The sequence below is a fragment of the Neobacillus drentensis genome (assembly GCF_021560175.1).
Lineage (GTDB): Bacteria > Bacillota > Bacilli > Bacillales > Cytobacillaceae > Neobacillus > Neobacillus drentensis_A.
The window spans coordinates 3,484,598-3,509,927 of record NZ_CP091110.1 but is presented as its reverse complement, the minus strand read 5'-3'; the positions used below and the strand labels follow the sequence as shown (position 1 = coordinate 3,509,927).

24 protein-coding genes and 1 riboswitch are annotated in these 25,330 nt (G+C 39.3%); of the genes, 14 read left to right on the top strand and 10 right to left on the bottom strand.

Annotated elements, in window-relative coordinates:
- Nucleotides 1-10: 10 nt before the first annotated feature.
- From L1999_RS16505 to L1999_RS16480, 6 genes are all read right to left on the bottom strand, one after another.
- Nucleotides 11-814, bottom strand: a complete 804-nt coding sequence (locus L1999_RS16505; RefSeq protein WP_235739546.1) for a cytochrome c oxidase assembly protein — start codon at nucleotides 812-814, stop codon at nucleotides 11-13.
- The gene (locus L1999_RS16500) at nucleotides 804-1,253 is read right to left on the bottom strand and encodes a DUF2243 domain-containing protein (protein ID WP_235744373.1); all 450 of its coding nucleotides are present in this window, start codon (nucleotides 1,251-1,253) and stop codon (nucleotides 804-806) included. The genes L1999_RS16505 and L1999_RS16500 overlap by 11 nt, the downstream gene beginning before the upstream one ends.
- A 147-nt stretch (nucleotides 1,254-1,400) precedes the next feature.
- Nucleotides 1,401-2,183: an aldo/keto reductase gene (locus L1999_RS16495; protein ID WP_235744372.1), complete on the bottom strand. Its 783-nt coding sequence runs from the start codon at nucleotides 2,181-2,183 to the stop codon at nucleotides 1,401-1,403.
- A 131-nt stretch (nucleotides 2,184-2,314) separates the two neighbouring features.
- Nucleotides 2,315-3,151 (bottom strand): SDR family oxidoreductase, encoded by an 837-nt coding sequence (locus L1999_RS16490; RefSeq protein WP_235739545.1) that lies wholly within the window; start codon nucleotides 3,149-3,151, stop codon nucleotides 2,315-2,317.
- 96 nt (nucleotides 3,152-3,247) lie between these two features.
- Nucleotides 3,248-4,135 carry a 4-hydroxy-tetrahydrodipicolinate synthase gene (gene dapA / locus L1999_RS16485; RefSeq protein ID WP_235739544.1) on the bottom strand — a complete coding sequence of 296 codons (888 nt, stop codon included), beginning with the start codon at nucleotides 4,133-4,135 and terminating at the stop codon, nucleotides 3,248-3,250.
- Between the two features lie 122 nt (nucleotides 4,136-4,257).
- Nucleotides 4,258-4,437: riboswitch (Lysine riboswitch) on the bottom strand.
- Between the two features lie 157 nt (nucleotides 4,438-4,594).
- A complete protein-coding gene (locus tag L1999_RS16480) occupies nucleotides 4,595-5,725 on the bottom strand; it encodes a CAP domain-containing protein (RefSeq protein ID WP_235739543.1) in 1,131 nt (376 codons plus the stop codon).
- Between the two features lie 292 nt (nucleotides 5,726-6,017).
- Between L1999_RS16480 and L1999_RS16475 the strand changes: the two genes are divergently transcribed.
- The 4 genes from L1999_RS16475 to L1999_RS16460 all read left to right on the top strand — a co-directional run bounded on the left by L1999_RS16475 (nucleotide 6,018) and on the right by L1999_RS16460 (nucleotide 10,778).
- The gene (locus L1999_RS16475) at nucleotides 6,018-6,245 is read left to right on the top strand and encodes a hypothetical protein (protein WP_235739542.1); all 228 of its coding nucleotides are present in this window, start codon (nucleotides 6,018-6,020) and stop codon (nucleotides 6,243-6,245) included.
- Nucleotides 6,246-6,384: 139 nt separating this feature from the next.
- Nucleotides 6,385-8,988 carry a bifunctional acetaldehyde-CoA/alcohol dehydrogenase gene (gene adhE, locus L1999_RS16470; RefSeq protein WP_235739541.1) on the top strand — a complete coding sequence of 868 codons (2,604 nt, stop codon included), beginning with the start codon at nucleotides 6,385-6,387 and terminating at the stop codon, nucleotides 8,986-8,988.
- 360 nt (nucleotides 8,989-9,348) lie between these two features.
- Entirely contained in the window at nucleotides 9,349-10,119 is a 771-nt protein-coding gene (locus tag L1999_RS16465) for an NAD-dependent protein deacylase (RefSeq protein WP_235739540.1), read from the top strand.
- A 155-nt stretch (nucleotides 10,120-10,274) separates the two neighbouring features.
- On the top strand, nucleotides 10,275-10,778 hold the full coding sequence (locus L1999_RS16460; RefSeq protein WP_235739539.1) for a DinB family protein: 504 nt from the start codon (nucleotides 10,275-10,277) through the stop codon (nucleotides 10,776-10,778).
- 119 nt (nucleotides 10,779-10,897) lie between these two features.
- Here L1999_RS16460 and L1999_RS16455 read toward each other — a convergent pair whose 3' ends face one another.
- Together L1999_RS16455 and L1999_RS16450 are read right to left on the bottom strand one after the other, a co-directional pair.
- Nucleotides 10,898-11,575, bottom strand: coding sequence for a YdeI/OmpD-associated family protein (locus L1999_RS16455; protein ID WP_235739538.1), 678 nt, complete (start codon nucleotides 11,573-11,575; stop codon nucleotides 10,898-10,900).
- A gap of 46 nt (nucleotides 11,576-11,621) precedes the next feature.
- Nucleotides 11,622-12,596 carry a 2-hydroxyacid dehydrogenase gene (locus tag L1999_RS16450; protein ID WP_235739537.1) on the bottom strand — a complete coding sequence of 325 codons (975 nt, stop codon included), beginning with the start codon at nucleotides 12,594-12,596 and terminating at the stop codon, nucleotides 11,622-11,624.
- Nucleotides 12,597-13,075: 479 nt separating this feature from the next.
- Between L1999_RS16450 and ftsZ the strand changes: the two genes are divergently transcribed.
- From ftsZ to L1999_RS16435, 3 genes are all read left to right on the top strand, one after another.
- Nucleotides 13,076-14,242 carry a cell division protein FtsZ gene (gene ftsZ, locus L1999_RS16445; RefSeq protein ID WP_235739536.1) on the top strand — a complete coding sequence of 389 codons (1,167 nt, stop codon included), beginning with the start codon at nucleotides 13,076-13,078 and terminating at the stop codon, nucleotides 14,240-14,242.
- Between the two features lie 369 nt (nucleotides 14,243-14,611).
- Nucleotides 14,612-16,150 (top strand): MDR family MFS transporter, encoded by a 1,539-nt coding sequence (locus tag L1999_RS16440; protein WP_235739535.1) that lies wholly within the window; start codon nucleotides 14,612-14,614, stop codon nucleotides 16,148-16,150.
- A gap of 179 nt (nucleotides 16,151-16,329) precedes the next feature.
- Nucleotides 16,330-17,313 carry a proline dehydrogenase family protein gene (locus tag L1999_RS16435; protein WP_235739534.1) on the top strand — a complete coding sequence of 328 codons (984 nt, stop codon included), beginning with the start codon at nucleotides 16,330-16,332 and terminating at the stop codon, nucleotides 17,311-17,313.
- A 76-nt stretch (nucleotides 17,314-17,389) separates the two neighbouring features.
- On the opposite strand, the gene L1999_RS16430 is transcribed toward L1999_RS16435, so the two are convergent.
- Nucleotides 17,390-17,824 carry a hypothetical protein gene (locus L1999_RS16430; protein ID WP_235739533.1) on the bottom strand — a complete coding sequence of 145 codons (435 nt, stop codon included), beginning with the start codon at nucleotides 17,822-17,824 and terminating at the stop codon, nucleotides 17,390-17,392.
- A 289-nt stretch (nucleotides 17,825-18,113) separates the two neighbouring features.
- Between L1999_RS16430 and L1999_RS16425 the strand changes: the two genes are divergently transcribed.
- From L1999_RS16425 to L1999_RS16405, 5 genes are all read left to right on the top strand, one after another.
- A complete protein-coding gene (locus L1999_RS16425) occupies nucleotides 18,114-18,938 on the top strand; it encodes a formate/nitrite transporter family protein (RefSeq protein ID WP_235739532.1) in 825 nt (274 codons plus the stop codon).
- A 181-nt stretch (nucleotides 18,939-19,119) separates the two neighbouring features.
- On the top strand, nucleotides 19,120-20,121 hold the full coding sequence (locus L1999_RS16420) for a VanW family protein (protein ID WP_235739531.1): 1,002 nt from the start codon (nucleotides 19,120-19,122) through the stop codon (nucleotides 20,119-20,121).
- A 152-nt stretch (nucleotides 20,122-20,273) separates the two neighbouring features.
- Nucleotides 20,274-20,759, top strand: coding sequence for a PaaI family thioesterase (locus L1999_RS16415; RefSeq protein ID WP_235739530.1), 486 nt, complete (start codon nucleotides 20,274-20,276; stop codon nucleotides 20,757-20,759).
- Between the two features lie 132 nt (nucleotides 20,760-20,891).
- On the top strand, nucleotides 20,892-21,278 hold the full coding sequence (locus tag L1999_RS16410; RefSeq protein WP_235739529.1) for a hypothetical protein: 387 nt from the start codon (nucleotides 20,892-20,894) through the stop codon (nucleotides 21,276-21,278).
- Between the two features lie 161 nt (nucleotides 21,279-21,439).
- On the top strand, nucleotides 21,440-22,039 hold the full coding sequence (locus L1999_RS16405) for a branched-chain amino acid aminotransferase (RefSeq protein WP_235739528.1): 600 nt from the start codon (nucleotides 21,440-21,442) through the stop codon (nucleotides 22,037-22,039).
- 70 nt (nucleotides 22,040-22,109) lie between these two features.
- Here the strand turns inward: L1999_RS16405 and L1999_RS16400 are convergent, their stop codons facing one another.
- On the bottom strand, nucleotides 22,110-22,403 hold the full coding sequence (locus L1999_RS16400) for a hypothetical protein (RefSeq protein WP_235739527.1): 294 nt from the start codon (nucleotides 22,401-22,403) through the stop codon (nucleotides 22,110-22,112).
- A 208-nt stretch (nucleotides 22,404-22,611) separates the two neighbouring features.
- On the opposite strand from L1999_RS16400, the gene L1999_RS16395 reads away from it, so the two are divergent.
- Both L1999_RS16395 and L1999_RS16390 read left to right on the top strand, forming a co-directional pair.
- Nucleotides 22,612-24,171, top strand: coding sequence for a spore germination protein (locus L1999_RS16395; RefSeq protein ID WP_235739526.1), 1,560 nt, complete (start codon nucleotides 22,612-22,614; stop codon nucleotides 24,169-24,171).
- The gene (locus tag L1999_RS16390; RefSeq protein ID WP_235739525.1) at nucleotides 24,168-25,322 is read left to right on the top strand and encodes a Ger(x)C family spore germination protein; all 1,155 of its coding nucleotides are present in this window, start codon (nucleotides 24,168-24,170) and stop codon (nucleotides 25,320-25,322) included. The genes L1999_RS16395 and L1999_RS16390 overlap by 4 nt, the downstream gene beginning before the upstream one ends.
- Nucleotides 25,323-25,330: the final 8 nt, after the last annotated feature.

Below are 25,330 nucleotides of genomic sequence, written 5' to 3'. Positions count from 1 at the left end.
CCAAACCGTTTTATTGGCCTCCGTAGGATGGATCGACTGCCCTAGCTGGCCGCACAGACTTATACCACTGATAGCAAAATATAATAATTAAAACAAGATCAACAACATCTCCGCCATAATACATTAACATTCCGGCCGTCTTCGCCTGTTCCGCAGGCACCCCAACCGGTGGATGAGCATAAATATATTTGGCTAAAATCCCATGACCCGACAAAGCGGTCGCACATACAATCGCACGATACAAGAAGCTCGTTCGGTGTGGTGCTGGATCTATATGAATCATCGCCGAAATAAACAAATATCCAGCCAGAAATATATGGATATGAACCAGTACGTGCAAAGGAGCATTATCCTGCATTTCTCGATATAGAGAGCTGCAATAAAGCAGCCAAAGACCGCCAATATTTAAAATCGAAGCAATCATAGGGCTACTCGCAAACCGGAAGAATTTACTTCTTAAAATCAGGGATAAACGGCGAGCCAGCTTCACATCAACCGTTCTTAGAATCAGCGTCATTGGTGCCGCCAAAACCATAAGAAGCGGTGCCAGCATGCCGAGCAGCAAATGCCCCAGCATATGTGCAGTAAAATCGTGATGGGCTTGAGCTGCGATTGGTCCAGTAACGGCGGCAAGAGCGCAGACTACACCAATTAGCCACATCAATATTCGGTAAACAGGCCAATTTTTCCCGGAAAGGACACTCTTAGCCACTCCAAGCAGATAAATCACCACGGCAAAAATAAAAGGGAGCATAAGGATAAAATCAGTACCCAAGGAACCATGGCTATGCATCGTATGCTGACTATTGAGCATGTTCTGAAACAACTCCCGTTTTTTTAGCGGAATGAATAATAAGAACGAGGCCGATAAGCAGCATCAATACAGACGTGATATGCCATACCATGTCATAAGGTAATAGGTTGACATGGTAGCGGATCTGATGGAGCCGCATCAGTTTATGCTGGATGATCCCATCATATAATTGAAAACCACCTGCGCCAAGAAGCACACCAGCCGCCCATTTTTTTACTTGCCATACCTTCCTGCGCCGGATATCTGCAACCATAAATAACCCGCCTACTGTAAAAAACCAACTAAACGCATGGAAAAATCCATCCGAAACTAAACCAGCCGCTGTCGTGGCTTTATCGTAAAAATGATGCCAATGAAGGATTTGATGAAAGATGGTCTCGTCAATAAAAGCAACGAGCCCAATCCCAAAAAGCACCCCTGACCAGAGGTTTTTCTTCATGTGAATGGTAAGATCTTTACTGCTTCTAGAATGATTCAAACTCTTCACCTACGTACAATAATTTATTTATCATTCACTTTACCCTTAAAGGACCACCAATAATCAATTGAAAATAAAAAGACCGCCCGCAAGGACAGTCCCATCATACTAAAAGTTAAAATTATCCGGATCAGCACCAAATCGCTGGTTCTCATTAAGGGCATTAATTTTTTCTATATCGCTCTCTGATAAGGTGAAATCAAAGATATTGGCATTCTCTTTAATACGGCTTTCACGAATCGATTTCGGTATTGTTACGATTTCATTCTGGATATCCCAGCGTAAAATAACTTGTGCGATTGATTTGTGGTGGGCCGAAGCAATTTCCTGTAATCCCGGATGGTCTAGCAGTCTGCCTTGGCCAAGCGGTGCCCAAGCCTCTATTTGAATCTGTTGTTGTTTGCAATAGCCGCGCAGTTCAGGCTGCGAATGAAGAGGATGTAACTCCACCTGGTTCACCATTGGCTTAATTTCAGCCACAGACATCAAATCTTCTAAATGGTGGATGTTAAAATTACTTACTCCGATCGCACGAACACGCTTTTCTTTATATAACTTCTCAAGGACCTTCCAAGTGTCTTTATATTTTTCCTTTACTGGCCAGTGGATTAAATACAAATCAACGTAATCAAGGCCGAGCTTCCGTAAGCTTGTCTCAAAAGCTTCTTCAACAGAATCATTACGCTGGTCGCTATTCCATACTTTTGTAGTAATAAAAAGTTCCTCACGGGAGACCCCTGATTCTTTTAGGGCTTTGCCAACGCTTTCTTCATTTTCATAAAGTGCGGCAGTATCAATGCTTCGGTACCCGGCCTTTATAGCCATTTTTACGGATTCAAGAGCCACTTCGCCTTCGGGTACTTTGTAGACACCAAGTCCAAACCATGGCATTTTTACCCCATTATGTAATGTGGTGCTGGATTGTAAGCTATTCAATCTCTTCTCCTCCTTATCAGTCAGTCAATACATAGTATAGTACCCTCAGCATGGAAGAATCAACCAAACAGAACTCATCAAACAAATCAAGGCTTAATCCGCTTTAATATCGCGGATTCAAGAAACTTCCAAGGCAGTGTCTTTTTAAGAAATAGATTCGTCTTCACGCCCTTGCCGATCGGATAACGAAGGTCAGGCGTTCCAGCCGTGCTGGCAACCTGGGCTGCTAGTTTAGCGACATCACTTGGGTCGCCATAATCAGCTTTGCCATTATTTATTTCTTTTAAGAGGCTCTCCATATAAAAGGTATAAGGCGAATCCGGGTTGTTTTCGAGTTGATCAACGCTCGTCCAAATGTTCGTTTGATAGGAACCAGGTTCGATTAAGGAAACATCAATCCCAAAGGGACGTACTTCAAGCCTTAAGCTTTCACTGTAGCCTTCTAGTGCATGTTTAGATGCGCTATAAGCGGATAAACCTGGAAAACCAAATCTTCCGCTGATACTGCTCATATTAATAATTCGGCCTTGTTTTCTCGCTCTCATGAGGGGGAGAACGGCATTCGTCACAGCAATCACCCCAAAAAAGTTGGTTTCAAATTGCCGCCGATAATCTTCTAAAGACAGTTCTTCACTAAAACCTCCGACGGCAACGCCAGCGTTGTTCACTAACACATCAATGTGAGAATAGTTTTCAAGGAATAATTTAAACTGTTGGATCGAGTCACTTGAAGTAACATCCAACGAGGTAACCTGTATGTCCTTCTCCACTTGCTTTTCTTTGGCGGCTTCGATTAAAGCCTTTGCTTTGTTCGTATCTCTCATTGTTGCAATGACGGTAAAACCCTTCAAGGCCAATTCAATTGCGCAGAGTAAACCAAATCCGCTTGACGACCCCGTTACAATTGCTGTTTTTCGATCCATTCTGTTTCTCCTTTCAAAGAGGAAAGATTTGGTAGGGGGGATTATTAAACAAATAGGTAAAAAAACAGGCTGCCCTTAAAAGGCAGCCCTAGGTTATTAACTTACACTTACAAGTTTGTCAGCTGGGAGCAGCTTCTCTAATGTTAATTTCTCTTCGTCCGTTAATGGCACCAATGGCAAACGTACTTCACCAACATGGATACCGGTCATATTTAGGGCGGCTTTCACAGGTGTTGGGTTCGGTGCAGCAAATAATCCCTTCATCAGTGGGAGGAGTGTGCGATGTGCAGCTGCAGCTTCCTCAAGCTGTCCATTTTTAAATTTCCTCACCATGTCCTGCATTTCGTTTCCGATAATGTGCGAAGCAACCGATACTACTCCTGTTCCGCCAATGGCTAAAACTGGAAGGGTTAACCCATCATCGCCACTATAAAGGGAGAAATGATCTGGTGTCTTACTTATGATGTCTGCCATTGCATCTAAGTTGCCGCTTGCTTCTTTAACAGCCACGATATTGTGAATTTTTGAGAGGCGGACAACAGTATCAACTGACATATTAACACCACAGCGGCCAGGGATATTATACAGCATAACTGGTAAAACGGTTGATTCGGCAATTGCTTTAAAATGTTGATAGATTCCTTCTTGTGAGGGTTTGTTGTAATAGGGAACAACTAGTAAAATTCCATCTACACCCGCTTCAGCAGCAAGTTTCGTTAACTGAATCGAGGCTCGTGTATTGTTGGAGCCGGTACCAGCTATAACCGGCACCCGGCCGGCTGCTTCCTCCACCACTAATTTAAATAATGCTACTTTTTCTTCCAATGTTAGAGTAGGAGACTCACCAGTTGTACCGGATACGACTAAGCCTTCTGTGCCATTTTCAATTAAATAGTTAACTAACAATCTTGCGGCGTTAAAATCTACATCACCATTTTGATCAAATGGTGTAACCATTGCGGTTAATACTTGGCCAAAATTCATTTTTTCTCACCCTTTGTAATTTTTTTTATAAATTAGAGGGGTAAGGCCAATCTGATGTCAACGCAAAAAAGCAACAACGAGGGGTCGCTGCTGCTGTAGAAACATCAAAATAAAGTTCCTATGCGTGAGATAGCCCTCCATATAGTTTCCTATATGACAATTCTGTGCTTATTCAACACAGAACCAGCTTCAAGACCAATGAGATTCTATCTGCTTCGGCAAATTCCCCTTTCCACCATTGTCATAGGACCTCATTTATCCTCATATAGCGTACTGATGGTCTTTGCGCCTCTATCCTCACTTCAAAAGGTATTGAAGTAAGAAAGTATGTAATTAATAGTAATATATCAAATTATTTTGATTAATTCAAGAAAAATAAATTGCCAATTCCTTAAAAGTTAGGAATCATAGGGACGGTTCTCTTGCTTCAAAAGAAGCAAGAGAACCGTCCCTATGCATCTACTTTGCATAGAAATTTTCTGTATAGTAGGGTTGGGATTCATTATTAAAGGCGACGCCAACACCTAGATACTTGTAGCCTTGTCGTAAAATGTTTTCTCGATGCCCGAGTGAATTCATTAAGCCTTCATGGGCAAAAATACTGCTAAACTGTCCATATGCCAGGTTTTCTCCGGCTAACTGGAAAACGATATGATCTGCAGCCATCCGGTCAAACGGTGATTGGCCCTTGAGATTGGTATGGTCAAAATAATGATTCACAGCCATATCTGTACTATGCTTGCGGGCGGTCGCTTGAACATGTTGATCCCATGTAAGGACGGGAAGCTGGTGCTGAACCCGGGCGGCATTGGTTAAATCAAACAATTGATACTCAAAGCCCTCTTTTAATTGCGAACTTGCTTTCGGGTAAATACCGAGCTTCTTATTTTCTAGATTCTTGCTAATTAATTGGACGGCTGTTACTGTATCTCCTTGATGTTTATCATAAAAAATGGTGACATAGTCATTATCACGCAGGAATACATCATAGTCTTCCTGATCTGATAGTTTATATAATACGAGCCCTTTTTGAATCGTCGTTAACGGTTTACCCAGTAAATTGCGAACTGTTTGTTTAGGGGTCCCTAATTTAATCCCATTTTTAGAGGCTATTAAATCTTGGTTCGTATATAGGCCGGCTACTTTATGATCATCATCATACATAACCATAAAAAAATTGCGGTAATGGTCATGATAAGTATTCCACGTGGTTCCATAATCATTTAGGGTAGAACGGATCGGAGTACCAAGGTTTTCAACTAAATCATCACGGCTGTCGCCAAGCTCAATATTAAAAATAGAAAATTCCTGTTGGGCTGGTGTAGTTAATTCTATCTTCGCCTCTTTTTTTGGTTCGATTGGCTGTTGGTTCTCTTGACGGTTATTTACTAGAACTCCAAGCTGTTTCAGGGTAGACTGGACTTCGCTATAAATAGCTTGGATAGTCTCGGTAATGTTTGAATTATCCTTTAGTGTATTCATTTCAGAAATGTCTTTTGTAAGGCTTGTATGATTAAATTGTTTTTCTAAGAAAGGCCAAGATGAGTGGATTAAAAATAAAGCAACAATAATCATTAGAAAACGAACCATCAAATTCCCTCCATTCTATTAGAATTTTAACCAATTTTCTTTAAATATATAAGTAATATGCTTATAGAAGCAACTAGCAGAAAAAGTATTTTAATATAATTTTATTTTTGAAAACGTTTACAATAATATTGTTCCAAGCAATACGATTTTATCTGAAAAACGGCTTAGTTAGTGCTTTTGAACTACTATTAGTAAAACTATCCAATTGTTCAAAGTTTGTTCAATTTTTCACAATCTATTATCGTTTTTTCGTGTTATGATGTAACCATAAAGAAACAAGGAGTGATAAGACATGATGATTTGTGAATGGCAAACCTTCTCAACAGATGCTGAAACTTATACCCAAGAAATCTTCGAAGAACTAGTGGGTGACCCATTTGAAGCAATGCTTATGAAAGAAAATGAAGAGATCCCAAGTTATATCTGGACAGTTAATTATGTAGTCATTGTTAAAAAATACTCCAAAGTGCTAACCGAAATCTTATTTGAAAAAATCCCACGCAATCCAGTGTGTGAATAAACCAATTTTTGCTTTCTCATTTACTCACAATTGTGAAGTAATACACAATTGTAATAATGAATAAATGCTAGTTCGAAATCTAATTTTTTTATACAAATATGTGAAATTGTTCACATAGATAATAATTGGAGGGAATATCATGGCAGTAGTAGAAAAGCAAGTAAAAGGCAAACAGGATGTAACAAGCATGATTAATGGCTTAGTTGAAAAAGGTTTAAAAGCTTTAGAGGAATTTAGAGGTTTCGACCAAGAGTTGATTGATGAGATTGTTAAGCAAATGGCATTAGCAGGTCTTGATCAGCACATGCCTCTAGCTAAACTCGCTGTCGAAGAAACTGGAAGAGGCGTTTACGAGGATAAAATCATTAAAAATATGTTTGCAACAGAATATGTCTATCACAATATTAAATACAACAAAACAGTTGGTATTATCAATGAAAATGAACACGAAGGCATGATTGAAATTGCCGAGCCAGTAGGTGTTGTGGCAGGGGTAACACCTGTGACCAATCCAACATCAACTACCATGTTTAAATCACTCATTTCCATTAAGACACGCAATCCAATCATCTTTGCATTCCATCCATCCGCACAAAAGTGCAGCAGTGAAGCAGCCAGAGTGTTAAGGGATGCAGCCATTAAAGCAGGGGCACCAGAGAATTGTATTCAATGGATTGAAACACCTTCATTAGAAGCAACACAAGCACTTATGAATCATAATAAAATATCCATGATTCTGGCCACTGGCGGTGCGGGCATGGTGAAATCCGCTTATAGCTCAGGAAAACCAGCTCTAGGGGTTGGACCAGGGAACGTACCATGCTATATTGAAAAAACGGCAAACCTTAAACAAGCGGTGAATGACTTAATTCTTTCAAAAACATTCGATAATGGGATGATTTGTGCGTCTGAACAAGCCGTTATTATTGATAAAGAAATTTACAACGATGTAAAAAATGAAATGATCGCTAACAACTGCTATTTCTTAAGTGAAGAAGAAAAAGAAAAGGTAGAAAAATTAGTCATTAATGAACATTCTTGTGCAGTTAACCCTGATATTGTTGGTATGCCTGCTTTTAAAATTGCGGAAAAGGCTGGAGTGACGGTTCCGGAAGGCACAAAAATCCTAATAGCAGAATTGAAGGGTGTTGGTCCTAAGTATCCGCTGTCTAGGGAAAAATTAAGTCCAGTTTTAGCTTGCTATAAAGTGAATTCAACAGATGAAGGCCTAAAACGGGCAGAAGAAATGCTTGAATTTGGCGGTTTAGGACACTCTGCCGTTATTCATACAAATGATCAAAACGTAATTAAACAGTATGGTTTACGTATGAAGGCAGGACGAATCATTGTCAATGCTCCATCTTCACAAGGTGCCATCGGAGATATCTACAATGCTTATATGCCATCCCTAACACTTGGCTGCGGCACATATGGCGGCAACTCTGTTTCAACAAACGTAGGTGCAGTTCATTTAATTAATATCAAAAAAGTAGCTAAAAGGAATGTGAATATGCAGTGGTTCAAGGTTCCGTCTAAAATCTATTTTGAGAAAAATTCAACTCAATATTTAGCAAAAATGCCTAAGATATCTAAAGCTTTTATTGTTACTGACCCTGGAATGGTGAAGTTAGGATATGTCGACAGAGTCCTTTACTACTTACGTAAGCGTCCGGATTATGTACATTGTGAAATTTTCTCTGATGTAGAACCAGATCCATCTATCGAAACAGTTATGAAAGGCGCCGAAATGATGGCTAACTTCCAGCCTGATGTGATTATTGCTCTTGGGGGCGGGTCTGCAATGGATGCAGCTAAAGGAATGTGGCTGTTCTACGAATATCCTGATGCTGAATTCTTTGGCTTAAAACAAAAATTCCTTGATATTCGTAAACGGATTGTGAAATATCCTCATTTAGGTCAAAGAGCACAATTTGTTGCAATTCCAACAACCTCTGGTACAGGTTCTGAAGTCACATCTTTCTCTGTTATTACGGATAAAGAAGCCAATATCAAATATCCTTTAGCTGACTATGAATTAACACCTGATGTTGCCATTATCGATCCGCAGTTTGTTATGACGGTTCCAAAGCATATTACGGCTGATACTGGTCTCGACGTCTTGACACATGCAATTGAAGCTTATGTATCTTGTATGGCAAATGATTTCACTGATGGTCTAGCGATGAAAGCTATTCAGCTTGTATTTGAATACCTGCCAAGAGCTTATCGAAATGGCCATGATGAAGAAGCGCGCGAGAAAGTGCATAATGCATCTACCATTGCCGGTATGGCCTTTGCGAACGCATTCTTAGGTATTAACCACAGCTTAGCCCATAAATTGGGAGCAGAGTTCCATATTGCACATGGACGTGCAAATGCTGTTCTATTACCGCATGTTATTCGATATAATGCAACAAAACCTAAGAAGTTTACGGCATTCCCTAAGTACAATCACTTCAAAGCCGACAAGCGCTATGCTGAGATTGCAAGAACGTTAGGTTTACCAGCCGCTACTACTGAAGAAGGGGTAGAAAGCTTGGTTCAAGCGATTATCCGCTTAGCTCAAGAATTGGAAGTTCCGATGAGTCTTGCTGCAAATGGGATTGATCAAGCAGAATTTGAAAGTAAGATTGACTTACTTTCCGATCGAGCTTTCGAAGATCAATGTACAACAGCAAATCCTAAGCTTCCGTTGGTAACGGAATTAGCTGAAATCTATCGCTTGGCGTACAAAGGAATATAATGAAAGTACAAAAAACTCAAGCCAAATTGGTTTGAGTTTTTTTGTGTTTTTAAAGACTACTTAGAAAAACGATTTGACAATATCCTCATGTTTATTACATACAGTACAGGTATATTCGATTTCGAGAGCGTCTTCTCGAACCATGTGTTCTGTTTCCTTTTGGCATTGCTCACAATATAGAGTTCTTGGGATTTCGATCATTTTGTCAGCCATCCTTTTCGTTTTTTTCGAGCTGTGTGATTATAAGTTTAATATCCCAGATATTAGTTGAAAAATTCCCTAAGGATATATAATATTTACCACATTTAGGTTGACATTAATTAAGTAAAGGTATGAAAGTGTTGAAAGGGGAATTTTTACATGGATAAAAACACGATGGAAACATGTACCCAGATTCTAAAAGATGCCAAGAACATTATTGTTTTGACTGGTGCTGGCATTAGCACGGAATCGGGTATCAAAGACTTTCGTTCACGAACAGGGATTTATAAACTGGCACCTGAATACATCCTTTCGCTCGATTATTTTTATAAATTCCCAAAAGAATTTTATCAGTTTGCGATTGAAAATTTGTACCACCCTGAGGCCGTTCCAAATAAAGGCCATCAAATCCTGGCTAAGTGGGAGAGCGAAGGAAAGGTAAGCTCGATTATTACCCAAAATATTGACGGGCTTCATCAAAAAGCAGGCAGCACTAATGTGATTGAGTTTCATGGAACAATCAAAACAGCTACCTGTCAAAACTGCGGAAAGACTTATGCTACGAGTGAGATGATTACTCGGTTAGAAACAATCGAGGATTTTTATGTCTGTAGTCATTGTAAAACAAAACGGAAAGAAGACCGGTTCATTAAACCGGATGTAGTTTTGTTTGGGGATACTGGTGAATGGTTTTCAATGGAAGGGTTTAACCATATTCTTAATCAAATTCGTAAGGCAGACTGTTTATTAGTAGTAGGAACCAGTTTAAAGGTAACGCCTTTCTCCACCTTTCCGCAATATAAAAGTGCCGGGGTCCCGGTTATTATTATTAATAAGGGAGATACTCCATACGACTTTGCACCGAATACCTTTGTTATAAAAGAATCAATTGGAACAACACTTATGACGATGAATGAAAATGTTGACTGATGATTAAGCTCGGGGACATTCTGCATGTTGGGTGGCTCTGAGCTTTTTTCTGACGAGGATAATTTCACTTTGTCTTTAGTGAATGGAATGATATACTTTAGTTGCCAAAATTTGGCCAGGATTGAATAGTATAGATGAATCGGAGGAGAGTATCTATGTTTACTTCTATTAATGAATTTAGCCAAGAATGGAACCAGGAAGCTGCATCTACCCAAAAGGTTTTGGATGCCTTAACGGACGAGTCGCTTCAACAACCAGTATCCACAGAAGATCGAACATTAGGCAGAATTGCCTGGCACATTGTTACCAGTACACCTGGCATGGTAAATGAATTTGGAATTACGATTACCAATGTTGAAAACGCGGACAGTACCCCTGCATCTGCACAAGATATTGCTGACACTTTTAGAAGAGTCAGTGCCGATGTTGTGGAACAAGTACAAAACCAATGGACAGATGAGTCATTACAAGAAATGCAGAATGTGTTTGGGATGACAATGCCAAAGGCGGCCACACTTTCACTTTTAATTAAACATATTATTCATCATCGCGGACAAATGACTGTTTTAATGCGTCAAGCCGGGTTGCCGGTTCCTGGAATCTATGGTCCTTCTAGAGAAGAATGGAGCCAAATTGGAATGGAAGCACCAGCACTATAAAAAAGCGAAGAGTTCTTAATATGTTTATTTAAGGTAACAATAATTATATTATGTAAACTAATAACGGATATATTAAAAGATGCTTGGTTTAGATAATCAAACCAGGCATCTTTTTTCGTTTATCTTTTAGTTTGTTTATATAATTCGATTGTTTTATAGCCTTCGCCTAAAGCCGTCTCCATTTCAAGCTGGCGTTTTTCCTGTGTTTCTTTTCTTTTTGCACTATAGATATAGCGGGCCCAATCCTTCTGATAGCCGGGAGTTAATTCAATGTATTTTTTGAACAGTTCCTCATTTTTCTGCAAGTACTGTTTAATATCATCAATATGATCAATGTAGTCATCCACACATTGGCTGCTTTTGCTGCTGGCCGATTTTTTCGACTTTTTTGGAGTGGACTTTAAACCAACAATGGTAAACACATCATTTAGGCTTACCATTCTTGCAAACTTGATGTTGCTGTTTAGCACATATCCGTCCTCATCGGAAGGGAGGGCACTAATAAAACTGTCACGGTCTATATATTCTTTATATACTTTATTGTTCTTTTTTGGATAAGCGAAGTATAAATAGCCATTGTCCTCTAGCAATTTATTCTCGATTACGTTTTGAAGTTCTCTTGTGAATTCTTCTAAGCTAAAAATAAAGCTAAAGATAAGATCATAGGTGTCTTTTTTTATAGAGGAGTCATATTCTAGTGCTTGAAAGTCATTGACTTGTTCAGGTTTATGGAGGATAAGTTTGTTTACATATTTCTCCAAGTTTAATTTATCCACTACACTTTTTGGGGCAGACATTTTTTTACTCCTTCACATAATAATAAAAGCGACATCTTTTCTCATCTTAGTTTAGCACTTCAGGATTAATCAAGTTTTTAGGGAGCTTGCCTGTTAACCCCGCACGTAAATTTTCGACGGCAAGTTCAGCCATTTTTAATTCTGTTTCATAGGTTGACGAGCCGATATGTGGTGTAGTAACAACATTTGGGAACTGAAGCAGTGGATGGCCCTTTTTTACGGGCTCTATTTGATAAACGTCCAAGGCAGCACCATGAATTTCTTTCTGCTCTAATGCTTCTATTAATGCTGTTTCATCAACCGTTTTACCACGGGAACCATTTACAAATATACAAGACTTCTTCATCAATTTAAATTCTCGTTCGCCAATTAAATTCTCCGTTTCAGGGGTTAAAGGCGTCATCAAGCAGACGAAATCGGATTCTTTTAGTAGTGTATCAAGGTTACAATAGGTGGCATGATATTTTTCTTCTGCCTCTAAATTACGAGTTCGATTATGGTACAAGATATCCATATCAAATCCTAAGTGTGCCCGTTTAGCGATGGCGGAACCGATTTTACCCATCCCGATTATTCCAAGTGTTTTATGGTGAACATCTATCGCATATTCGGCGGTGGTTAAATGGCCTTGCCAATTTCCAGATTTCACAAAGTGGTCCAGTTCTGCAATCCGGCGGGCAGAAGCTAGGAGGATTCCGAAAATGGCATCTGCTGTCGTATCTTCAAGGACGCCAGGCGTATTCGTTCCCATCACGCCGCGTTTTGACATTACCTCAATGGAAAGATTATTATAGCCGGTGGAATTATTCGATACGATCTTCAACTTTGGTGCTCGATCAAGCAGTTCCTGATCGACCGGAAGTGCCAGTCCGACAATCCCTTCCGCATCCTTGAGTGCCTCTAAAAAAGCCGGATCGGTTTTTGGATTAATACTATCAAAAATTTGTACTTTAAATTGATCGTCTAGTTTTTCAAGTGCTTCGGTTAATTCAAGGTTATAAGCGATGACTTTTCGTTTCACTTGTACCATTCTCCTCATAAATTGTAAGTCTAATATATGCCTCTATAAAGTGACATAAAGCTTGATAGGTGTCAACAATTCAAGAAAACGAATTTATCGTTTTGAAAAAATGAAGATTTTGTGTTTGAAGTAATTTCTTACAGCGGACACATGCTTACTATAATAAGGTAATGCGGCACTTTTTTATACTTGGGGAATACGCTTAGTTCGGAAAGAATGGAAGCGCGCTGAGTAAATAGAGGTGGTCCTAAACGGAAGAAAATAGCCCACAGGATGAAATAAGGTCAAAATAGCTAGAATATGCCCTCGAAATTGAGGGTTTTTTTGATTTTTTTTATTGAAATGAATACGTGGTACTATACAAACAAGCCTATTATTTTGCTAAAATAGTAAGTAATAAGTTTGGGAAAAAAGTACTTTTTATGATAAAGTTAGTTTTCTGAATAATGAAGTAATGATTGGTTTAGGAGGAGAAGCGAATGTGGGATCTTGACATGAATATAGATCAAATTGCGAGAATAAAAGTAATTGGTGTTGGCGGCGGAGGAAATAACGCGGTTAATCGAATGATTGAAGATGGAATACAGGGTGTAGAATTTATTGCTGTGAATACAGATGCCCAGGCTTTAAATCTTTCTAAAGCGGAAATTAAAATGCAAATTGGCGCCACCTTAACAAGAGGTCTCGGTGCTGGTGCCAATCCAGAAGTCGGCAGACGAGCAGTAGAAGAGAGCAGGAAGCAGCTGCAAGAAGTATTAGACGGAGCTGATATGGTATTTGTAACAGCTGGTATGGGCGGAGGTACTGGGACAGGGGCCGCTCCAGCTATTGCAGAAATTGCCCGAGAATTAGGTGCCCTTACGATTGGGGTTGTCACACGTCCGTTTGGCTTTGAAGGCAAAAAACGAGCAGTCAATGCTGCCAGCGGAATTGAATTAATGAGAGAAGCGGTAGACACTCTCATTATTATTCCGAATGACCGCCTGCTTCAGATTGTTGATAAAAAAACCCCAATGTTAGAAGCCTTCCGTGAGGCAGATAATGTCCTTCGTCAGGGTGTTCAAGGTATATCTGACTTAATTGCGGTTCCAGGGCTTATTAACCTGGATTTTGCCGATGTAAAAACGATTATGACGAACCAGGGAACGGCGTTAATGGGCATTGGTGTGGCGAAAGGTCCAGATCGTGCCGTTGAAGCAGCAAAAAAAGCGATCTCCAGTCCATTACTAGAAACCTCAATTGATGGAGCACAAGGTGTCTTAATGAACATTACCGGAGGCAGTAATTTAAGTCTATATGAAGTACAGGAAGCAGCCGACCTAGTTGCGTCCGCCTCCGATCATGAATTAAATATGATCTTTGGTTCCATTATAAACGACAATTTAAAAGACGAAATTATGATCACGGTCATTGCAACAGGGTTTATGAATAGTGAAAATGAAGTACATAGACCTTCTGCCGCTCCTGTGACGGAAGCTCCTACTCAGCCAAAACGTGAGGAAAGTTTTAAGCATAATGTCTATGAGCACGAAGAACAAAGGCAGCAGCAGGATGAACAAATATATGAATACAATCGTTCCTACCAGGGTCAAGAAGAATCACTGGATATTCCAACTTTTTTACGAAATCGGAACAGAAGACGATAATTTACAGATAACACTCCCTATTCACTGTTTTTTTGAATGGGAGTGTTTCTTTTTTATGTGAGGGAGATGTTCCTTCTTGTTTTCATACCGTTCCTTTGTCTTTCTATTCCCCATTTTAAAAAGTATGATTAATAATTCGGTTTTAGATGAAAAATAGTTTTAAGGTGCGTCTTGATCAGGGTATTAAATAGATATGGCTATGGAATTTTGGACTCCTTGTATAAAATAGTGGTTTGAGCGTATTTGCTTTTATAAAAACTCATTATTTATGAGTATTTTTCCATTGCAATACTTGAACCAAAGGTATAAGATATACTTTATGCGAATTTAACGTACAAATACAAACAGAGCTTCCAAGGGGGAAACTAAATGGAAAAAACCAAAAAGCATGCTGATCGTCCACCTTACGGTATTATTGCGATATTAATGGTCGGTGCCTTTATCTCATTTTTAAATAATACGTTACTAAACATTGCACTGCCTTCTATAATGAAAGACTTAAATATTGAGGCATCTACTGTACAGTGGCTGACTACAGGTTTTATGCTAGTAAACGGAATTTTAATTCCGATTAGCGCTTACTTAATACAAAAGTTTTCCGTTCGGAATATTTTTCTAGCAGCTATAGGGTTATTTACTGCCGGTACGATTCTTGCTGGATTTGCCCATGTATTTCCGTTGCTGCTAGCAGGACGGATGCTTCAGGCTTCTGGTTCAGCCATCTTAATGCCTTTGCTAATGAACGTTATGCTGGTAAGCTTTCCGATTGAAAAAAGGGGAATGGCAATGGGCGTATTTGGGCTCATTCTCATGTTTGCTCCAGCGATCGGACCTACTTTATCAGGATGGATTGTAGAGCATTATGACTGGAGAATGCTTTTCCACTTTATTACACCAATTGCGATCCTTGTTCTTTTAATTGGTTTATTCTTGCTTAAGGATAAAAAGGAAAAAGTTAATCTTCGTCTCGATTTCTTATCCGTTATTCTGTCAAGTGTTGGATTTGGCGGTATCCTTTACGGCTTTAGTTCGGCCGGTAGTAAAGGATGGGACAGCCCAGAGGTTTACGGAACGATTATGCTCGGTATTATCTCATTGTTCCTATTTATTTACCGTCAAATTAAACAAGAAGCACCACTATTGAATTTCCGGGTTTATCGATATCCTATGTTTGCCTTATCATCATGCATCGCTATGGTCGTAAATATGGCGTTATTTTCCGGGATGATTCTGCTGCCTATTTATACGCAAAACCTTCGGGGAATTTCTCCAATGGATGCAGGACTATTGCTCATGCCAGGGGCAATCTTGATGGCCTTTATGTCGCCACTTACCGGGAAACTGTTTGATAAAATTGGCGGAAGAATTCTTGCTGTAACGGGTTTAACGATTATTGTGGTAACAACTTATGCTTTTAGTAGATTAACGCTGCATACAACGTATACACATTTGATCATTATCTATTCGATCCGTATGTTGGGGATGTCGATGGTTATGATGCCGGTTTCTACGAATGGGCTGAATCAGCTTCCAAAGCGTTTGTACCCACATGGAACGGCAATGAATAATACCTTAAACCAGGTTGCAGGTGCAATCGGGACAGCCTTAATGGTTACGATTATGACAAACCGTGCGGAATCACACGCTAAAGAACTGGGTAAGGCAGCAATGCAGCATTTAACTGCGCCGCCAACAAAGGCAGCTCTAGCGGAGATGAAACAACAAATCATGATGCAATCCATGTTAGAAGGAATCAATTTCTCATTCTTAATCGCTACTTTTATTGCAGCAGTCGCACTCGTCCTATCCTTCTTTATTAAACGATCCAAACAAGCAGAAGATCTAGAAGGAAAAAGCCAAGCAAAACCTAGCGAGAAGAAAATCCCTTCCAAACTAGCAGAAAACTAAGGTGCCTGACACCATTTGTTATCTAAATAAGTTGATTAAGCTCATTTCTTTTCGGAGAGATGAGCTTTTTTCTTTTAGTCTGGAAATGACTGCGCTTTATTTCGAAAAATTCACAAAATAAATATTAATGAAAGCGTATGCTATAATGAAAATAAAACGAACAGCAAGGGGAAATCGCAATGTTGAAGGACTTTTTCATGGATTTATCTCAAAATCAATTTTTAAATACTGCTGCTAAAAAGTATGGCTTAAAAATGGGGGCACAAAGTGTTGTTGCGGGAACTAATATTCCAGAAGTGATCAAAAGTATTAAGGAACTTAATGCTCAAGGGATTTCTTGCACAGTCGACAATTTAGGGGAGTTTGTCTTTAAAGAGGAAGAAGCAGTTGCTGCGAAGGAACAAATTCTTAAGGTGATTGAGGCCATCCATGAAAATCAAGTGGATGCACATATTTCATTAAAACCCACTCAAGTCGGATTGGATATTGATTATACCTTTTGTTTAATGAATATAAGAGAGATTGTCCACTTGGCTAGCCAATATGATATGTTTGTCAACATTGATATGGAAGACTATAAACATTTAGAGCTGACCTTCCAGCTATTGGACGAACTTTCCCTTGAATATGATAATGTAGGTACGGTGATTCAGGCCTATTTTCATAAAGCATTAGACTATCTCAAAAGATATAAAAACCATAGAATCCGCATTGTAAAGGGCGCCTATAAAGAGTCCGCAGACATTGCTTTTCAAGATAAAAAGGAGATCGATGCGAACTATATTCAATTGATTGAATGGCATCTTTTGAACGGGAAATTTACTTCGATTGCCACACATGACCATCGAATTATTAATCATGTGAAGAAATTTGTCAAAGAAAACCATATTCCGAATGATCAGTTTGAGTTCCAAATGCTGTATGGATTTAGGAAAGAACTGCAATTAAGTTTAGCGAATGAAGGATACAATTTCTGTACGTATGTCCCATTTGGAAACGATTGGTATGGATATTTCATGAGACGATTAGCCGAAAGACCGCAAAATATAAATCTAGTTGCGAAACAGGTTTTCAATAAGAAAACGAACACGATCCTCGGTGTCGCAGCAGGTGCATTTATACTAGGCAGATTAACTAAATCGAATCATAAGAAGAAGAAATAATAAACAAACAAAAAAATATAGAGCCAGGAATCCATTCATAAGTGAAATGGAACCAGGTTCTATATTTTTTTTGGTGTCAGGCACCATTTGTAACAGCGCTGTAGGAGTAATTGCTGTCGTCCCATTGGTAGATTCCTTCTTGGAGTTTGATGATGGTGTCAAAAGGGCGGTTGACATGGGTGGTATTTTCTACTGGATCAGTTTCCTGGTCCTGTTGGTAGTTTTGTTTATTTTCGATTAGATGTTGTTTGAAGGTGAGCATATCGGCTTTAGATGCGATGCGGATGATTTTATCTAGTGTGATTTTCTTTTCGCTGATGCCATAGCTGTTACATATGCTTGTTTGAAAGCTTTTGTTGTATTGAATCATCATGTGTAAGTCATTGATACATGCAACTCCAAATACTTCTTTAATAACATCCTCATAACGAAGCTGCGTGCCGGTCGCAAATTTAATAATGTTTTTCTCAGGATTTTCTAAACGATAAACCGTCTCAATCGTATTCTCCATGTTAACACATCCATTCAATTAATAATGACTATATCATAAAACCAACGCAAATAGGATTATGCGATGGTGATAAGTGTTTTACTAGTGAAATTAACACATGTATATATTATAACATATAATTTACTGCAAAATGTGACACGAAATTTAGCTTTGTGTAAATTTTGTCGAATGAAAGCGTTCTAAAAACATTAAAGAAATATTCACAGGTTTTCGGAAGAAAATGCTATAAAATAAAACTATGTTAAATATTTCACAAATAAAGAGAAAAGAAAATGAGGGTGTAATGATTATGGGGTTTAGTAAACCGGATCAAATTATGGCCATAACAGTCGAAAACGGAGTAAAAAAAACCAAATATGCACCACTTCAAACCATCCTGCTAGGTTTTGAGGCTGGAGCGTTTATAGCCCTTGGTTACCTGCTGTTTATCCGTGTAACCGCTACGCTAACCGGAAATTTAGAAGGGTTAGGCAGTTTAATTGGGGCAAGCGTCTTCCCGGTCGGTCTTATTCTCACGTTATTGGCGGGCGGGGAATTACTAACAGGGAATATGATGGCGGTGCCTCTAGCAAGAATGGCCAAAAGGGTCAGTACAGGAAAGGTACTATATAACTGGTTCCTCGTTACCATCAGTAACTTTTTAGGTGCCATTTTTGTAGCCTATTTCTTTGGACATCTTGTCGGTCTAACCGAAGCTGCGCCATTTTTAGAAAAAACGATTAGTATCACAGACCACAAGCTTGAAGCAACCTTTCTCCAAGCCTTTCTTTCTGGGATTGGCTGCAATTGGCTGGTTGCCTCGGCTGTTTGGTTATCATATGGAGCTAATGATATGTCAGGTAAAATCTTAGGCATTTGGTTCCCCACAATGGCATTTGTTGCGATTGGATTCCAACACGTTGTAGCGAATATGTTTGTCATCCCTGCCGCGATCTTTGCCGGCCATTTTACATGGATGGACTACATTCAAAATTTTATCCCAGTCTTTTTAGGTAATGCCGTTGGCGGGACGATATTTATTGGGATGGCCTACTGGCATACCTATAAAAAATATCTGCCAGTCTTGACGGAAGCAAAAGTCGTTAAGCCGATTGTGAAAACAGGAACAAGATAAATAATTGTCTTAGCAGCCTTGAACCGATTGTTCAGGCTGCTTTTTGTCGATTTTCTCCTTAACCATCGCTTTTCTAAGTAATATTGCATGCTGCAAGAGAATAAAATGAGTGAATGGAGGCAATCCGTGTTGTCAATTTGCACTGGTAGTGAGATTCGATTAAGAGGAGTAGTTGGGGAAAATGGTGAAGCAAAGATGGGCAATTTCAGTTTTATTAATTGGGAGTTTACTAGCTTTAGCAGGGTGTAATGAGAAGACGGCCACAAATAGACCGGTCCATGAAAAGGAAAAGGTAACCGAACCACAAAAGCAGCCGAGTCAAAAGCAGCAGGAACAACCGCCTAAGGAAGAAGAAAAGAAACCAGTAGTCGTCAATGTCATTGATCCCAATACCAAAAGTATGATTAAAACATTTTTACCGGAAGAATTAGGGTATGAGAATAATCCAGATTCATATAAACAGAAGATAGAACAGTGGGCCAAAGACCTAGCCAGAGGAACAGATAATACAGCGGGATATGATCAACGTATGGTCCTTGATAAAATTGATGCAAATGGGCAAATCATCAAAGGAAAGCCACTGATCATATTAGATGAAGCGGAATTAGTGAATCGAGTGATGACAGCTTCTGTTGAGGGCGGCGATATTGAACTGCCGATCACAATTACAGAAAGCGGCTATAAGCCGGAAGACCCTGCCCATTTAAGTGAAGTGGTGGTTGGTTCCTTCACGACTTATTTTAACAGCGGGGTAGCAGGCCGTTCGAAAAATATCGAGCTGTCAGCGATTGCTATTAATAATGTGATTGTGGGCATACAGGATATTTTTTCTTTTAATACAACGGTCGGACCAAGTGATGCTGCCCACGGATACCAGCCGGCAAAGGAAATTGTTAATAAGAAAATGGTGATGGGAATTGGCGGTGGTATCTGTCAGACATCCTCGACATTGTTTAATGCGGTTGACCAGGTTGGGGTAAGTTATGTGGAAAAACATCATCATTCCTTATCGGTCGGTTACGTTCCGCAAGGACGAGATGCGACCGTTTCCTATGGCGGGCCGGATTTTCGCTTTCAAAATACAACAGGTGTTCCATTATTAATTAAAACCATTTATGCAAAAGGAAAGCTTACGGTTGAGGTTAGAACATCAGCAGCCTACAAAGGTCTCATAAAAAAATAAGATAAAAGGATGTCAGCAACGATTTGCTGCATCCTTTTATCTTATATATAGGAACTACCAAACACCCACGTAAGCTACACCCTTCTTAAACGGTTTCTGTTTAACATATATTATCAAACATGTTATAATTTTCTGGAAAAGGAGGTTTGACAATGGTAGAAAAGGTATTACATGCAATTCAAGATGATTATCCTGATGATTTTGCCTGGTGTTATGGGTGTGGCCGTTTAAATGAAACAGGCCACCATTTTCGGACTGGCTGGCAAGGGGACCAAACCGTAACCCTATATACACCTAAACCGGAACATACCGCCTTACCTGGATTTGTTTATGGTGGTTTGATTGCTTCCCTTATTGATTGTCATGGAACAGGTTCCGCTGCACTAGCTTTACACCGAAAAAATGGGTTTGAACCAGGGGATGATCAGGGGGCGCCAAGATTTGTAACCGCTTACTTAAATGTAAACTTTCATAAGCCTACTCCACATGGTGTCCAATTAAAGGCAGTAGGAAGAGTTGAGGAAATACATCCTAAAAAATTCAAGGTTGCAGCAGAAGTGTTCGCAGATAATATTCTTTGTGCAAGTGGTGAAGTGATAGCCGTTGTCATGCCAAGCAGTTTTTTAAAAGAAGGGTAATAGAATCATAGGTTTAGATCCACTCTATTGATCGAGTGGATCTTTTGTAAACGAATTGTAATACTGTCAATTGAAACCAAAAGCACCCTTGAATCGTCTTATTAAATGAAAGATTTACAAGGGGGGAAACAGGTGAACTGGTTGAAAAATATCATGATCACGATCATCATCAGTTTAACAATTGCTTTTGGCTGCATCGTCTTGGTCTTTGGATCTGCTCTATTCCAAGAAGGAAACCCCGTACCGCTGCTTATATCAATCGTGAAATTAAAAATAACGGATACTGACTACGTTCAGTTTTTAAATACAGAAAAAAAGAGCCAATATTTGTCTAGCAATACAGGTCATAATCCGCTTAATAAGGTAAAAGAAGTGATGAAGGCGAAGGGGTGGGCTTTCGAGGAACAAATAGGGTCTGGCTTAATTTTTCTAAAGGAGGAAAAAGAAGCAATCGTTTTGACGAGACAGTATTCGAAATATTTTGTGATTTGGGACGTTTCAAAAAGTGTCAATCGATAATAAAAACTACATAATACTAAATCCCCTCATCGGTGTGACTAGGGGATTTTATTTATTTATTTATTTCTTCTGTTGCGTAATAATAAAGTTAACCTGTATCCATTTGCTTTTTTAGTAAAGTGGATTAATATAAGGTCAAGTAGGTCAATAGGAGGGTAAGAATGTTAAAAGAAAAAATAAAACAGTACATAGCGGAAAACGATCGTCAATCAACTGAGGGAGGAGTTGTTCTTTTTAAAGAAGAAATCGAATACGCAGAACAAAATCAACTGACGGGTGAAGGAGAATGGGTCGAAAAGGATGCCAATACCCGTTTTGCCGATGCCTATATTGAACGTTGTGATAAAGAATCGGAGAATATGTTAAAAAATGAAACCTCTGCGTTTTTGTCTGAACCCCTTCATTATCTTAAAAAGCATAAAAATGAATTTATTTATCTCGAATCTAAATGGTTCGACTTTGTGAATGTTGACGCGATTTCTCTTGAAGTAGATGATGTTTTCGGGACCTTTGACGTCATGCTGGGGCTGAAGGTACAGAAGAAATATGACAAGCAGCTTAGAGAATATTTAAATGCGCATTTAAACGGTGAGGATGCCAAATTTGATTTAATGTTTACGCTTGATGATGGGTTGTGGAATTTAAACTTTGTTCTAAATTATGTAGAAGGCTTTGATGAAGAAATGACAATGGGAGAGGCTTTCCAGTTAATCTATCATTTCTTATTTAAATTAGTTGAAGCAGTTGAAAAAGCACAATAAGTGTGAAAAATCCTAATCAGTGTTCAAGCTGGTTAGGATTTTTTCTATTATTTAAGCCCTTGGCTTCCAATTAACTTAATCCCTGCTCTGTTATAGAAATCGGCGAACCAGAGGAGGTGTGCTCGTTCACCCAGCCAAGGGAAGTTTCTGACACAGCGCCCCAATTCGGTATTTCATCCTTATGTTGTTCCACCCAGCTCATACAGTATTGGGGATCGATATTATATTCCATACATTGAGACAGGAACGACTGAATGGTAGTTTGATTGCAATTTTGCCAGGAACCACATGTGTAACTAAATACATTTTCCATTTTTCCTTGCATAAATACCTCATCTATAAAATTACTGAATTGACTTTCCAACTGATTTCACTCCTAGTGACGAATAATGATTTACTTCCTTCAGTATGTCCAATCTTAAAATAATCAAGCTAAAATTATCGTATAAAAGGAATATTTTTCAATTAATAGAGCAAATTATAAAAAGCCAAATTTAGGCAATCGACGCCTATTCCAGGTGCGATTTTCTAGGAAAACAGCCAGAAAAAATTTAGACAATCGGAGTTTTTCGATGAGAAAATTCAAAAAACTACTTACTGACGACCAAAAGTCATTGCCTGCTGAAAAAACGGATAGACAAATCGATTCGAATTTATCGATTAACATTGACCGATTGAAGCAGCTTTTTAAGGACTGTTCAGATATTGTTTTTCGGCAAATTATTGCTGGAGAGGTGGAAGCCTATTTATTGTTTGTGGATGGGCTCATTGATACGAACAGCATTCAGCTTCATGGAATCAACCAAATTCTGAAGGAAGTAGAAAAAGAGCGTGTTACGGCTGATTTTTTGATAGAAAGAATTATTTCAGTCAGTTCTGTTAAAGAAATTACTAAACTTGATGATGCTGTATTAAATGTTCTAAAAGGAAATACCGTTCTTTTAGTTGATCGAGTGAATACAGGAATTGTTATCGATGCAAAGGGTGGACAACGAAGAAGTGTCTCCGAACCAGAAACCGAGTCTGTTGTTCGTGGCCCGCGTGAGGGTCTTACTGAGAGTCTAAGAGTAAACACAGCCCTTGTGAGACAGAAAATCCGTTCTAACCGGCTTAAAGCAATTGCAAAAGATGTTGGCGAAGAAACCAAAACAGGTATCGCGATTATGTACATCGATGGTTTAGTTGATCCAGATCTTTTAAACGAAGTTCAATCACGGCTGGACCGAATTAAAATTGATGGTGTTTTGGAAAGCGGTTATATAGAAGAATTAATTGAAGATAACCCTTGGAGTGTTTTTCCACAAATCCAAAATACGGAACGTCCAGATACGATCGCGGCCAATTTGTTAGAGGGAAGAGTAGCCGTTATTATTGATGGTACACCGCTTGCTCTCGTCATGCCGGCCACCTTTTGGCAGTTCCTTCAGGCTAGTGAGGATTATTATCATCGTTATCACATATCTATTTTTCTTCGTCTGCTTCGTATCATCTTTGTATTTATTGCGCTTACCTTACCAAGTATTTATGTAGCCGTGACTACTTATCACCAAGAGATGATTCCGACAAACCTGCTGTTTAGTATTGCATCAGCGAGAGAAGCCATCCCGTTCCCAGCCTTTGTTGAGGCCATGATTATGGAAATTTCTTTTGAAGCGCTGCGGGAAGCTGGGGTACGTCTGCCTAAAATTGTTGGTCAAGCTGTAAGTATCCTCGGTGCACTAGTGATTGGGCAGGCGGCTGTTGAGGCAGGAATTGTTTCTGCTCCTATGGTTATTGTCGTTTCCTTAACGGGTATCGCTTCTTTTACGATCCCAAGATTTAATATGGCGATTTCTGTACGGCTCCTGCGTTTTCCATTTATTGTGCTTGCAGGTGTATTCGGTTTATTTGGAATTGTCCTAGGTATCTTGATCATCTTAACACATTTATCCAAATTAAGATCCTTTGGTATACCTTATTTATCTCCCGTATCTCCCATGTCAATGAAAGGACTTAAGGATGTATTTATACGGGCTCCATGGTGGTCGATGAATCAACGTCCGAATCAAACCGTTAAGGTGGATATGACACGAGAAGGGAAAGGTTTAAAACCAAGTCCTGGAAAAGGCAGTGAAGAAGGGAATGAGTCATGAAATCTATCCGTCTGCTGTTAACTTGTTTAATCGCCCTCATTTTATTGACAGGCTGTTGGGACCGCTCAGAGATTAACGATATTGCCTTTGTTGTCGCAACGGGTGTAGATAAAGGGAAAAAGAACAAATTCCTTTATTCCGTACAGATTCCGCTTCCAAGCTCTATGGGCGGGGCAGGATCAAGCGGGGGAGGCGGGGGAACAAGCGGGGAAGGGCCCTTTTTAGTCGCTCAAGGACCTGGTGGTAATGAACGGCAAGGGATTGAGGAAATACAAACTAAGTTGTCGAGAAGGATTTATTTAGGACATAGAAGAGTTCACATTATCGGGGATTCGCTTGCTAAAGAAGGGATAAAGAAGTCCTTAAATGCCATTTTTACACAGCCCCGGTCAAGGATTTCCACCTTTTTGCTTATCTCTAAAGGTGATGCCGTGAAACTATTGAAGACGCAGCCGAGGATGGAACAATATTCGGGTGAAGGCATGAGAGAAATGTCTAAAAACAGTATTAATATGACAGCTCGAGAAGCCCTTCAAGATTTGAATCGGGATGGGAAGGACATGGTCATTCCAATTGTTAACACTGCTGGTACAACGAAGGATGATAAAAACAAAAAAGAAGTTCAAATGGAGAGTTTTGCTGTTTTTAAAGATGACAAGCTTGCCTTTGCTTCTAATAGCAATGAAAGTGAAGGAATATTATGGTTATTTGAAAAAATGAAAAAAAAATCAGCATCTTTTCCGGTCGCAAAGGATGAGGAAATATCGGTGCAGATCTTTGAGAATCAGACGGAACCCACTTTAAAGATTGTCAATGGAAAACCCACCTTCCTCCTGACCGTCAGGGCTGCGGGTGTATTATTTGAAAATGAGCCAAACTATCGAATCGAGGATCCCAAAACCTATCGATTGATTATTAGTAAAATGGAAACCGAGATTAAAGAACAAATTCAAGCAGTTTTAAAGCATGCTCACTCACAAGGTATAGATGTTTTTGGGTTTGGCTGGTACCTTTATAAAAATAAACATCAGGCGTGGGAACAAAATTGGAGGAAAGACTGGCGAAAAACCCTGCCAAACTTAAAAGTAACTGTCAAAGTTGATGCAGATATCCAAAGAACATCAAATATAGGAATCATTGAAAAGGAATGACAGTATGA

Excerpts from the sequence above, each read along its gene's own strand:
- L1999_RS16420 (WP_235739531.1), top strand. The coding sequence starts at position 19,120 with ATGGTGAAGCAAAGATGGGCAATTTCAGTTTTATTAATTGGGAGTTTA.
- L1999_RS16460 (WP_235739539.1), top strand. The coding sequence starts at position 10,275 with ATGTTTACTTCTATTAATGAATTTAGCCAAGAATGGAACCAGGAAGCT.
- L1999_RS16430 (WP_235739533.1), bottom strand. The coding sequence starts at position 17,824 with ATGGAGAATACGATTGAGACGGTTTATCGTTTAGAAAATCCTGAGAAA.
- L1999_RS16440 (WP_235739535.1), top strand. The coding sequence starts at position 14,612 with ATGGAAAAAACCAAAAAGCATGCTGATCGTCCACCTTACGGTATTATT.
- L1999_RS16495 (WP_235744372.1), bottom strand. The coding sequence starts at position 2,183 with ATGCCATGGTTTGGACTTGGTGTCTACAAAGTACCCGAAGGCGAAGTG.
- L1999_RS16395 (WP_235739526.1), top strand. The coding sequence starts at position 22,612 with ATGAGAAAATTCAAAAAACTACTTACTGACGACCAAAAGTCATTGCCT.
- L1999_RS16390 (WP_235739525.1), top strand. The coding sequence starts at position 24,168 with ATGAAATCTATCCGTCTGCTGTTAACTTGTTTAATCGCCCTCATTTTA.
- L1999_RS16435 (WP_235739534.1), top strand. The coding sequence starts at position 16,330 with ATGTTGAAGGACTTTTTCATGGATTTATCTCAAAATCAATTTTTAAAT.
- L1999_RS16490 (WP_235739545.1), bottom strand. The coding sequence starts at position 3,151 with ATGGATCGAAAAACAGCAATTGTAACGGGGTCGTCAAGCGGATTTGGT.
- L1999_RS16505 (WP_235739546.1), bottom strand. The coding sequence starts at position 814 with ATGCTCAATAGTCAGCATACGATGCATAGCCATGGTTCCTTGGGTACT.
- dapA (WP_235739544.1), bottom strand. The coding sequence starts at position 4,135 with ATGAATTTTGGCCAAGTATTAACCGCAATGGTTACACCATTTGATCAA.
- L1999_RS16425 (WP_235739532.1), top strand. The coding sequence starts at position 18,114 with ATGGGGTTTAGTAAACCGGATCAAATTATGGCCATAACAGTCGAAAAC.
- L1999_RS16405 (WP_235739528.1), top strand. The coding sequence starts at position 21,440 with ATGTTAAAAGAAAAAATAAAACAGTACATAGCGGAAAACGATCGTCAA.
- L1999_RS16475 (WP_235739542.1), top strand. The coding sequence starts at position 6,018 with ATGATGATTTGTGAATGGCAAACCTTCTCAACAGATGCTGAAACTTAT.
- L1999_RS16480 (WP_235739543.1), bottom strand. The coding sequence starts at position 5,725 with ATGGTTCGTTTTCTAATGATTATTGTTGCTTTATTTTTAATCCACTCA.
- L1999_RS16415 (WP_235739530.1), top strand. The coding sequence starts at position 20,274 with ATGGTAGAAAAGGTATTACATGCAATTCAAGATGATTATCCTGATGAT.
- L1999_RS16455 (WP_235739538.1), bottom strand. The coding sequence starts at position 11,575 with ATGTCTGCCCCAAAAAGTGTAGTGGATAAATTAAACTTGGAGAAATAT.
- ftsZ (WP_235739536.1), top strand. The coding sequence starts at position 13,076 with ATGTGGGATCTTGACATGAATATAGATCAAATTGCGAGAATAAAAGTA.
- L1999_RS16500 (WP_235744373.1), bottom strand. The coding sequence starts at position 1,253 with ATGAAGAAAAACCTCTGGTCAGGGGTGCTTTTTGGGATTGGGCTCGTT.
- L1999_RS16465 (WP_235739540.1), top strand. The coding sequence starts at position 9,349 with ATGGATAAAAACACGATGGAAACATGTACCCAGATTCTAAAAGATGCC.
- adhE (WP_235739541.1), top strand. The coding sequence starts at position 6,385 with ATGGCAGTAGTAGAAAAGCAAGTAAAAGGCAAACAGGATGTAACAAGC.